Genomic DNA, 11,744 nt, shown 5'->3' with positions numbered 1-11,744 from the left:
ATTTATGTTACTTGAGCAAACCCTGTTACGCCCCTCAGCCTTTGCCTTATACAGCATCTGGTCAGCCTTTTGCAGCAAGGTATCCACTGTTGTATCGCGACCTGGAGAGATAGTGGCTGCTCCTGCGCTGATGGTGATATGGTCTGCCACGTCTGAATAGGCATGCGGTATCTTCAAGTCAGCAACAGCAGTGACTAAACGTTCGGCAATAAACCGTGTCCCGGCTGCGTCGGCATGTGGAAGAATGGCAACAAACTCTTCTCCCCCATAGCGGGCGATAAGATCGCCAGGTCTGCTGACGCATTCAGCAAGCGCTGTGGCAACCTGCCTGAGGCATTCATCGCCGGAGCCGTGACCATATTTGTCATTAAACTGCTTGAAATGATCAATATCCAGCATGATCATTGACAACGGTCCTCCGCCTCTGACGGCTCGCTTCCATTCCGCATTCAGTGTTGTATCGAATCGCCGTCGATTGGGAATGCCGGTCAGGCCGTCCAATGCGGCCAGATTTTCAAGAAGGTCAGTCTTGAGTTTCATCCTGAGGTGATTGCGTACCCTGGCAAGCACAATGGGCAGACTGTAGGGCTTGGATATATAGTCGGCAGCACCCAGATTCAAGCCGAACTCTTCTTTTTTAGACGCCGTGTGCGAAGTGACAAAAATAATGGAAATATCCTTGGTATTTTCACTCTTCTTGAGACGACGGCAGACTTCATAGCCATCAATCCCCGGCATCATGATATCCAGAAGTATCAGGTCTGGTTGATCATCCTGCCGGGCCAGTTCCAGGGCAAGCAGACCGTTTGTCGCGGCTATGATTTCATATTTGGGTTGCAGCGCCTCGGCAAGTATATGAATGTTTGTTGGCTGATCATCAACAATCAGTATGGTTTGTTTTTTAATATCCATTATATCTGTTCCTTGATAGTGACCTATGCCTTTCTCAAGAAGCGCTTTTCCCATCATATCCGTGGTGCTGGTTTCAGATACAGCCGCCGGCGTGTCCGATTTTTCAATACCTGCAATAGTCGTGAGGAGTTCCGTCATCTGCTGTTCCAGGGCATTCAGCAGTTCGGACACGTTCTCTTCACGCCCCTGTTTTATCGCCTTTTCCACGTCGCACGCGGTGGAAGCAAGCGCCTCGGCGCCAATGTTTCCTGCCACCCCTTTGAGTGTATGTACCAGAAATCTTATCCGTTCATCATCATGCGTTTGAATTGCCTGCCGGATCTCACGCATGGTGGAGAGGTTTTGGGAATGGAAATCAATCAGGACTGTCCGCAGCAAGGTCTGGTTGCCGCTGAACTGTTCCAGTACCCCGGCCATGTTTATGCCGGTCAGGGTGTCAGGGAGAATGCCTTCCTGTATCCGGGGGATTTTCACGCGTACCTGTTTACTGGGTGGCTTGATCCACTGTGCCAGGGTTGCATACAGCTGATTCGGGTGAACCGGTTTGGAGACATGTCCATTCATGCCGATCGCCAGACACCGTTCCCGGTCCTTTGCCATGGCATGGGCCGTAACAGCGAGAATGGGGAGCTTCCTGGCTGATTTCATTTGCCTGATCTGGCGGGTTGCCTCATAGCCGTCCATGACCGGCATCTGCAGATCCATCAGGATGAGATCAAAGGAGGATGAGGCCACAAGTCCCACCGCTTCCTGGCCATCACCTGCGCACGCGGCGGCAATGCCGACCTGGGCCAGCAGTTCAAGCATGATCATCTGATTGGTGCTGTTATCCTCAACCACCAGAACCCGCGCGCCTGACAGGTTATGTTGTTGCAGCGGCACTGTGGCGTGCTCTCCAGTTTGCATTGCTTTGGGTGTTTCCTGATTTTTCAGCACAGATATGATCATCAGGAGCAAAGACTGCGGAGTGACCGGTTTGGTCACAAAGGCGTGGATGCCATGATTTTCCAGTCCTTGCTGGATCGCTTCTTTTGAATAGGCAGTGACCATCATAATTACAGCGCCATTGGCAATGTCAGGGGCATACTTTTGACGTATGAGCTTGGCTGTTTCAATGCCGTTTAAGCCGGGCATTTTATAATCCAGCAGGATAATGCGGTAGGGGTCTTCTACCGGGTTATCCTGAAGGATGTCAAGCGCAATTCTACCTGAATCAGCTGGCGTGACCCGCAGATCGCTGGATTCCAGCATGGCGCAGAGGATCTCCCGCGACATCGGGTTGTCATCTACCACCAGGACTTTCATTCCCTCAAGGGATAAAGCCTGATCAGCCAATGGTTCATATTGCTCAGATGAAATTTCAAAGTTGACAGTAAAGAAAAACGAGCTTCCCACGCCAGGTTCCGATTCTACCTGCAGTGTGCCGCCTTGGAAGTCTACCAGTTGTTTTACGATACTCAGCCCCAGGCCGGTGCCGCCATATTTGCGGGTGATAGAGCTGTCGGCCTGGACAAAGGGGGCAAAGATCCGTTCTACCTGGTCTTTATCCAAACCAATGCCGGTGTCGGACACCTTGAAGGTCAGGTCAACCCTGTTATCTTTAACCGGGGCAGCTGGTACTGCCGAAACGATGATATCGCCATGATCCGTGAATTTTAAGGCATTGCTGAGCAGGTTGTTTAAAATCTGGGCCAGTCGCGAAGGGTCTCCCACCAAGAGCGGCGGGATATCCGGTGAGATGGAGAACATCACTTCATTTCCGCGTTCTTCGGCTTTTAAGGATATCTGGTCACCGAGTTTTTCAAAGAGATCATGGAGACTGAAATCAATCCGTTCAAAATCAAGCTTGCCTGCCTCAATTTTGGAAAAATCCAGGATATCATTGATGATGCCCAGCAGTGAATCAGCCGACCGACTGATCTTGGTGATATACTCACGCTGTTGCGGATTCAGGTCTGTTTTCAAGACAAGGTAGGAGATGCCGGTGATGGCGTTCATCGGGGTGCGGATCTCGTGGCTCATGTTGGCCAGGAATTCGCTCTTGGCCTGATTGGCCGCCTCGGCGCTCTCTTTCGCCTGTTCCAGTTCACGCTCAAAATGCTTACGGTCAGAGATATCTCGTATTGCTTCAACAGAGCCAATACGCTCGCCACTACTGTTGAAGAGCGGAGACGCAATTGCCCAAACATGAGCGCCCTTGCCCGAATAAACCTGGGAAACAAAAGTTTCGGCATATATGGCATTCCCTTTCCGTTGGATGTGACTATATTGGCTTGCAATGCTTTCATCAGTGATATCAAGAAGATCTATCAACTGCTTTCTTCGGTCACCATAAAACGGCAGGGTGTATGCATAATTGCCCTGGCCAAGCATCTCTTCCTTGTTGACCCCTGACATTTGCTCCATCGCCTTGTTCCAGGCAATAACAACCTTGTTTTGATCAATGACAAAGGTAGCATCGGGAAGGAAATCAATGATATCGAACAACTGCTGCCGTGATTCTCTTAACTCATTCTCAATCTGTTTTTGCTCGCTAAAGTCCCTGCCAATGGCCATTAAATGCGTTTTTCCTTTTAGTTTAATGGTGCAGAGCGTGACTATGGCGGGAAAGGTTGCCCCATCTGATTTGCAATGAGTCCAGGCAAAGGTATCCTTTCCAAGCGTAAGCGCCTGTTGAACATGATCCTTGATAAGCTTTGAAGACAGTTCTCCGTTCTCCTGGTACTCCGGAGACAGCCTGTCAGGCGTTGTGCTGAGGAAACACGCCCGAGAACCGGTGTCGTGTAGTTGCACCGCCGCTTCATTGCAGTCGATAAAGGTGCCCGTTTCAGGATCAATGATGGAAAGCGCGTCAACAGAAGACTCAAAAATAGTTCTATATGTTATTTCACTTTCACGAAGCGCCTTTTCCGTACATTTTAATTCAGAAATATCCTCAAATGTCCAAATGGCCCCGTTTTCAATGCTGGCTGAATCCACCATTTTTCCGCGCATTCTTGCCCAGAAATGTGTCCCGTCTTTTTTCATCATGTCATAATCAGTACTGAATACCTTCCCTTGCGCAAGGACAGGATAAGCGGCTTCAATAAAACGTTCAAAAGATTGCTGTGATGGGAAAAATATGCAGGTGCTCTGATTTTCCATCTCTTCAAGCGAATAGCCGAACAGCTCACTCATTCTTTGATTCACCCAGATCTGTTTCCTGTTAATCACGAAGGTAATACCAACACTGGCGTTTTCAAGAATCATGTTTTGCTGGCGCATGACATAGTGCAGTTTTTCCTCAAGAGTGCCTTGATGCCGTTGGAGCCGTTTCAAGCCAAATATTCCTGCAAAACAGAGCAGAACAAAAACAAACGCATGTATAAGCGTATCACTCCACCACTGTTTGTATATGGCCGAGTATTCCCTGCTGCAATTAATATAAAGCGGCTTAAGCAGTTTTAGTGATTCCGGCTGTACGGTGTGAACTGCCATGACGCGAATGTCGGGATAGGTGGGAGATTTACCTATGAAAATATTTTTCTGTCTGCCGCTTGTCTTGTGCCGTGCATAAAATGTGTCGGGTACAGCCAGGTTTTTACCTGAATATTGCATTTTCTTGTCAGGGGACATTATAAAGCAGATCCCGTCACTGTGGACAATGCTGGTCAGCATATCCGGTGCATAGAGTACAGAATCAAGAAGGGTCTTAAAGTAGACCGGGTCGATTCCAGCTGACACGACGCCGTTAAACGCACCGGTTGAGGATGGAATGACACGGGAGATATTCATAAGGAAATTGCCCAATACGCTCTTGAAGGGGGGGGATATATAGAGTCTGGACGGGTTGTTATCTTTCTCGGGGGTGGCAAAATAATCCCGGCTTCGAAAGTTCCGTCCGATCAGTTCTTCCCGGTTTGAGTTCGTAATGGTTCCCTCTGCATCAAGAACAAATATGGTGCGAATGCCGGGCATGGCGTCTGTGAGCGCCTGCAAACGTCGGTTGGCCAGTCTGATCTTCTCGTGCTCACAGAAATATGACATGTCCTTGATGATTGATTCCAGCGTCAGGTTGGCGGCTCGAAGCTGACCTTCAACATTTGCGGTAATGACTTTGGCTTGAGTCTGCAGGCGATGTTCCTCCTGCGTTATGATGGTATGATGCTCGGCAAACCGCTGGTAACCGATGACGGTTGCAACGATGACAAGGACAATAATCAGCATCAGCCATTGGGTGCGAAGGTTCTGCATCAAGGTCGTCTGGATGTTTTCTGGCTGATCATCAACCATCAGTATGGTTTGTTTTTTAATATCCATTATACCTGTTCCTTGATAGTAACCTTAATTGAGGTTGCCACTAGTTGCAGCGACTTTTGTGCCCCTTTGAAATCAAACCCGGCCAACTGCTGCTCCAACTTCGTCCGCTCCGGGATATCCGGCAGGTGTGGTTTCAATAAACTGAATTTCTCGGCAGCAGACACCTTGCCTTGTCTGACAAGAGTGTACAATTCCTCCATGCTCCTCTCAAGGAGCACTCTCCCCATCATATCCGTAGAGCCGGTTTCAGATGCAGCCGCCGACAAGCCTGATTTTTCAATACCTGCAATAGTCGTGAGGAGTTCTGTCATCTGCTGTTCCAGGGCATCCAGCAGTTCAGGCACGGTCTCTTCACGCCCCTGTTTTATCGCCTTTTCCACTTCGCGCGCGGTGCCAGCAAGCGCCTCGGCGCCAATGTTGCCTGCCACCCCTTTGAGGGTATGTACCAGAAACCCTGCCTGTTCATCATCATGCGTCTGAATTGCCTGCCGGATCTCACCCATGGTGGAGCGGTTCTTGGCGTGGAAATCAATCAGGGCTGTCCGCAGCAAGGTCTGGCTGCCACTGAACCGTTCCAGCACCTCGGCCATGTTTATGCCGGTCAGCGTGTCAGGGATAATGCCATCCTGTTTCCGTATCCCGTGACATTGCACGTTTACCGGTTTGCTGCGTAGCTTGATCCACTGTGCCAGGGTTGCATACAGCTCATTCGGGTGAACCGGCTTGGAGACATGTCCACTCATGCCGATGGCCAGGCACCGTTCCTGGTGCTGTGCCATGGCGTGAGCCGTCATGGCAATGATGGGAAGCTTTTCGGCGCTCTTCATCTGCCGGATCAGACGGGTCGCCTCATAACCGTCCATAACCGGCATCTGTACATCCATCAAGACAGCGTCAAACGGCATTGAGAAAGCAACCATATCCACCGCTTCCCGCCCATTATAGGCTTGTTCCACCGTAATGCCAGCCTGGTTCAGCAATTCAATCATGATCATTTGATTGATGCTGTTATCCTCCACTACCAGTACCCTTGCCCCAGCCAGTTCCTGTGCGTTTACCGGTGCGGTGGTGCGTGTGTCTGTGCGAACGCCACCTGATGAGGTCCCGTGGTTTTTAACCACGGCCCTCATACTGTCTAACGTGGCTGAAAAATCCGCTGATCTGCTTTCCGGCGATACCGCCAGGGTGATGGTAAAGGAAAAACAGCTTCCCACCTCCGGCTCTGATTCAACCTGTACCGTCCCCCCCATTGTTTCAACCAGGCTTTTCACAATACTCAGCCCCAGGCCGGTGCCACCGTATTTGCGGGTGGTGGAGCTGTCCGCCTGGACAAAAGGGGCGAAGATCCGCTCTATCTGCTCTTGATTCATGCCGATGCCGCTGTCAGATACCTTGAAGGTGAGGGCTATTCTTCCCGCCTCTACCGGAGAAGCCAATTCAGCGGAAATGACGATATCACCATGCGCGGTGAACTTTACCGCGTTGCTGATCAGGTTGTTCAGAACCTGACTCAGCCGGTGTGGATCGCCGACCAGCAGCGGAGGGATATCCGGGGCTATATGGAACATGACTTTGTTCCCTTTTTCCTCAACGCTCAGGGATATCTGGTTTCCTATTTTTTCAAAAACTTCAGTCAAGCTGAAATCGATTGATTCAAAATCCAGCTTGCCCGCCTCGATCTTGGAGAAATCCAGGATGCCGTTGATAATAACGAGCAGCGAATCGGCGGCGTCACGGATTTTAGTGACATAATCCCGCTGGTGCGGATCAAGATCGGTTTTCAGGACAAGATAGGAGATGCCGGTAATGGCGTTCATCGGAGTACGGATCTCATGGCTCATGTTGGCCAGGAATTCGCTTTTGGCGCAACTGGCCGCTTCGGCGGATTTCATGGCGATTTCAAGTTTTTCAGTGCGCTCATTTACTCGCTGTTCCAGCTCACAGTTTAATTGCTGCATCTCATTCATCATCTCTTTCAGTCGATGCGTCATGACATTGAACGATATGCCCAGCTGACCGATTTCATCGTTCGAATTATCCTGAACCGTAACCGTCAAGTCTCCACTTGCGATGGATTGTGCAGCCTGGCTCAGGCTGCCTAAACGACGGGTCAGCAGATAACCGAATAAAATTCCCAGGGCAGCAATGATCATCATCCCGGATATGGCAATGGTGATGCCACGCCTTGTTACCTGCTTCATCGCATCGTTAAGCGCTTTGTTGGAAAACTGGATGGCGGCAACTCCGGTGCCAAGATCTTTGCTAAGCCAGAACATATCTGTGGAATAAGCTAATTTTGCGGGAAACGGAGACCCAACTTCGGAAAAAGCAGAACTTACAACAATGATTTTTAAACTATTGGCAACCAGCACTTTGTTGACATGAGGATCTTTGATCAATTTTTCCGCATAAAGCTGCAAATCACTGAATTCGACCGTGAAGAGCGCCGGCTTGCTGAGGTCGGAAAAGATATCCAGAAAAATATGCTCATGTTCCAACAACTGCTGCCGGCTATTCTCCCGGAAATAGGGGATTGTCTGGCTGAATACAAGAATCACCATAACCGTTTCAAGCAGGAAGATAGATGCGGCGATTCTAAATTTGAGGGAGGACAAATTAAAACGCATGGTCATTTGCCGGAGCTGATATATTTCCTGATGACGTCGTAGTCGCTATCCTCCGCCGGAACAACGGATTTGAAATAAAGTTCATCAAGTATTTTCCTGCCACCGGCAGTATTTTCAAGGGTCAGGGTTACTTTAAGCAAAATATCCCTGTCTTTTTGCGGCACCCTTTTATGTACGACTATGAGTGTGTTGGGTATTTTGATTGTCTTATGAATAACCTTGAAAGGCACGGACATATTTTTTTCGTTTTCAAACTGCTTGATCATCTGACTTGCTGAAATGCCGACATCAGCTTCGCCGATCAGAACATTCTGCAGACAGGAGAAATGATCTTTGGAATATTCCCGCCGGACATCTTTCTCCGGATGTAATCCGGCTTCCTGCAAAGACCTATTGGCCAGATGCGATACCGCTGCATCAGGCGGCGGAGACAGCACTTTTTTTCCGCGCAGATCCTGAATCTTATTGATTTTACTGTCAGGAAGTACAACAAAAAGAGCCTCTATTTCGCCTCCTCTTCTGGCTAACGGAAGATAATTGTGCTTGTCATGCGCATGAATATAATCAAAGGGCTGAATATGGGCGATGTCATAGAATTCAGTGTTCAGGACCTTTTCGAATTTTTCAAAAGTCGGCTTGCTGCTGAGTTGTACTTTTTTGCCCAATGCCTTGGCAAACGCATCGGCCATAGGCGTAAAAAGCGCCTGAATTCTGGCAACCGGCATATTGGGGAATGCCCCCATTTCGTACTTATTCTCTTCTGCCGCAGCCGTAACGGTTAAACAACAAAGCATCGAAACAACAGAGACCAGCTTGCCCAATAATGTCATACCAACCCTCCTTTGTCTGGGCAGGCTATTGGGGGGCATCTCTCAATGCCTGGCCTTGCCCCCCTTTATCCAGATACTGTTTGACCGCTGCCATTGCGATGACCCGCTCAGCCCGGTTGATACGGGCGGAGGTGGCCTGCCTGTCCGGGAACACCAGTTGAACAGGATCAGTCAAACAGTGCATTGATAAAGCGTTTTGCATCAAATTCCTGCAGATCTTCTATGGCCTCGCCCACGCCGATGTAGGCAACGGGCAGCTTCATGGCAGAAGAGACCGCTGCCACAATTCCGCCCTTTGCCGTGCCGTCCAGTTTGGTGACACTTATCTGGGTAAGTCCCACGGCCCTGTGGAAAATATCTGCCTGGGACAGGGCGTTCTGGCCGGTGGTGGCGTCAATGACCATCATTACATCATGGGGCGCGCCCTTGTATTTTTTTTCCACGGAGCGCTTGATCTTTTTTAACTCTTCCATGAGATTTTTCTGGGTGTGCAGCCTGCCTGCCGTGTCAATGAGCACTACGTCAGCCCCCCTTGCCATGGCTGCTTCAACGGCATCGTAGGCCACTGCGGCAGGGTCAGCCCCTTCCTTGTGCCGGACAATGTCCGCACCGGCACGCCGGGCCCAGATTTCAACCTGCTCAATGGCTGCAGCCCTGAACGTGTCTGCCGCAGCAATCAATACTTTTTTGCCTTCGGCCTTGTATTTCATGGCCAGTTTGCCAAGGGTGGTTGTTTTTCCAGTCCCATTGACACCCACCATCATAATGACATAGGGCTTGGGCCAGGATGGGGCAGGGGGGGGCGGTTCATGAAAAAGGGTGAATAATTCGTCTTTGAGCACCTGGCGGAGCTGATCCCCCGTGGACAGCCCCCGGCTTTTTTTCCTGATCCGCGCCATCATGTCCATGGTGATGTCAATGCCAAGATCAGAGGAAACCAGACGTTCCTCAAGCTCATCAAACAGATCGTCATCTATGGCTTTGGCCGAGGAGAAAAGTTCTGTGACATCGGTATTCAAAACAGCCCGGGTTTTGGCCAGGCCGGATTTAAGTTTTGAGAACAGCCCTGGGCTCTCTTTGATTGCAGGTTTTTCCTGACCCGGTGCCTGGGCCTGGAGAACAGGTTCTTCTGGCCCAGGCACCGGGTCCTGCTTTGTATCCGGTTCCTGGACTGGATCCGGTTCAGGTATCCTGGCCGGCGTCTGATCTTTGGCTGATTCCCGGGTCATGGATAGTTCATCAGGCGGAACCGGCTTTTCCCCGGCAAATTCCTTTGCTTCCTTCGATTCATCTGACTGCAGGTCTTGTTGCAGATCTGATTTCAGATCTGGTTGCAAAGAAGGTTCCGGTGAAATGGGTTCTTCTGCGGATCTATTTTGTTCTGAAACAGGTTCAGTTTCAGGTGTTTTCTTTTTTTTCTTAAAAAAGCTAAATACCACCCTTGTATCTCCTCAATGGATTTTGATCATGCGCCTTAATCTGCGGATTTAAAAATTCTGATTTGCCAATTGGGTAAAATCAAGATTATTATGCATCATCTTTTACATTTTTTAGTCGCCGCAATCAAGCTTTGGGTCTGTTAAATTAACTTTACTTTCTTTGGATCACTGGTTAAAAGTAATCAACCATTGCAAGCCGTTTAAACTTGGGGGCACATTATGGCCGAACAAGGTAATGATAAAACAGATCAATTAAATGCTGAAATAATAAAATTGAGATCCCAGAAAGACCGCCTGCTCAAGGAACTGAATGCAGTGGAGGCCCAGTATGGAAACCTTGACAGCCTTTACAGAAGGTATTTTCCCATTATTTTAGAGGCACTCTCCCAGGACGGCACGGCATTGGGGAACGCCTGTGCCCAGCTGGGTGCGGCCATGCGGAAAAAGGCCTCCCCGGCCAAGATCGAATACATTTTCGCTCAGATCAAAACCGCCATGATCCAGGAAGATATCAGCCCTGCTGCTGCCCAAAAAAAGAAGGGATTTTTTTCTTCTATTCGAAAAAAATCATCCCAGGGTCAGTCGATAAACAATCTTCGGCAAAGTTACCATGATGTGGTGAATCATCTGAAATCCACCCTTGATAAAAAATATACCAAGAAACTGGACGCCATTACTTTAAATCTGCTTAATACAGAAGACCTTCCGGATTTTGACGAAGTCAGGGAAAATATTTTTACCCTTATCTTTCTTTATATTTCAGAAACCAGCCAGGACCGGGAAAAGGTTAATGCCTTTATCCGGGATATCGTGGCAAGGATTTTTGAAATTGAAAAGAGACTGGCTTCTTCCTATGAGCATACAAACACCCTGCTTTCTTCAAATCAGGGATTTGAATCCATCTTAAATGACGAAATGACCGGGATCAAATATTCATCTGATGTGGCTGAAAGCTTAGATGACTTACGGGCAAAGATCTCCACCGGTCTTTCCTCCATTGAAAAGGCATTGCGCAAAAAACAGAAAGTGGACCAGGCCATCAGCCGGCTGGCCGGGAAAAGCAAAGACTCCTTTACCTCTGGATTTGCCAGGCTTAAACAGGAGTTGCAGGCTGCCACGAAATACACCGAAGAGCTGGAGAAAAAACTCAACGAGGATCAGCTGACCGGTGCCAAAAACCGCAGGGCCTATGACAGGAAAATTGAAGAGGAGATGGACCGGTTTCTTCGGTATAAAACTATTTTTTCTCTTTTGATCATTGACGCGGATAAGTTCAAAAATATTAATGATACCTATGGACACGCCATTGGCGACAGGTGCCTGCAGGAAATTATTAAACGGACCCAGCCTTTATTAAGAAAAAGTGATATGCTTGCCCGGTATGGCGGCGAAGAGTTTGCCGTTATTATGCCGGAGACGGATGCCAACGGCGCAACACAGGTTGCGGAGAAAATACGCCAGACCATAGAAAAAATTGAATTCCTGTATAAAGAGGAAACTGTAAGGGTTACGGTCAGCATCGGCGTTTCCTGTGCCAAGGAAGGTGATAAGTCAGGAACGGATTTATTTGAACGGGCCGATATGGCTGTATACAAGGCAAAGGAAAATGGTCGAAATCAGGTCATGGCACAATAAGT

General features: G+C 49.0%; 6 protein-coding genes. 1 reads left to right on the top strand and 5 read right to left on the bottom strand.

Going from position 1 to position 11,744, the window contains the following annotated elements; translation table 11 throughout:
- From AB7U36_RS03315 to ftsY, 5 genes are all read right to left on the bottom strand, one after another.
- Positions 1-5,211, bottom strand: a 5,211-nt coding sequence (locus AB7U36_RS03315; RefSeq protein WP_428158387.1) for a response regulator, incomplete at its 3' end; no start/stop codon positions are given.
- Positions 5,211-7,838 carry an ATP-binding protein gene (locus tag AB7U36_RS03310; protein ID WP_428158386.1) on the bottom strand — a complete coding sequence of 876 codons (2,628 nt, stop codon included), beginning with the start codon at positions 7,836-7,838 and terminating at the stop codon, positions 5,211-5,213. The genes AB7U36_RS03310 and AB7U36_RS03315, both read right to left, overlap by 1 nt.
- Before the next feature lie 2 nt (positions 7,839-7,840).
- The gene (locus AB7U36_RS03305; RefSeq protein ID WP_428158385.1) at positions 7,841-8,668 is read right to left on the bottom strand and encodes a phosphate/phosphite/phosphonate ABC transporter substrate-binding protein; all 828 of its coding nucleotides are present in this window, start codon (positions 8,666-8,668) and stop codon (positions 7,841-7,843) included.
- Between the two features lie 25 nt (positions 8,669-8,693).
- Positions 8,694-8,843 (bottom strand): hypothetical protein, encoded by a 150-nt coding sequence (locus tag AB7U36_RS03300; RefSeq protein WP_428158384.1) that lies wholly within the window; start codon positions 8,841-8,843, stop codon positions 8,694-8,696.
- Positions 8,836-10,107, bottom strand: a complete 1,272-nt coding sequence (gene ftsY / locus AB7U36_RS03295; RefSeq protein ID WP_428158383.1) for a signal recognition particle-docking protein FtsY — start codon at positions 10,105-10,107, stop codon at positions 8,836-8,838. The genes AB7U36_RS03300 and ftsY overlap by 8 nt, the downstream gene beginning before the upstream one ends.
- A gap of 219 nt (positions 10,108-10,326) precedes the next feature.
- On the opposite strand from ftsY, the gene AB7U36_RS03290 reads away from it, so the two are divergent.
- Complete coding sequence (locus tag AB7U36_RS03290) at positions 10,327-11,742, top strand: GGDEF domain-containing protein (protein ID WP_428158382.1); 1,416 nt, start codon at positions 10,327-10,329, stop codon at positions 11,740-11,742.
- Positions 11,743-11,744: the final 2 nt, after the last annotated feature.

It is taken from the genome of Desulfobacter sp. (assembly GCF_050177295.1).
The sequence above is the reverse complement of the archived record's forward strand: the minus strand, read 5'-3'. Positions and strand labels throughout refer to the sequence as shown.

Bases quoted from the DNA above. Each gene is read 5' to 3' on its own strand.
- AB7U36_RS03290 (WP_428158382.1), top strand. From the start codon at position 10,327: ATGGCCGAACAAGGTAATGATAAAACAGATCAATTAAATGCTGAAATA.
- AB7U36_RS03310 (WP_428158386.1), bottom strand. From the start codon at position 7,838: ATGCGTTTTAATTTGTCCTCCCTCAAATTTAGAATCGCCGCATCTATC.
- AB7U36_RS03305 (WP_428158385.1), bottom strand. From the start codon at position 8,668: ATGACATTATTGGGCAAGCTGGTCTCTGTTGTTTCGATGCTTTGTTGT.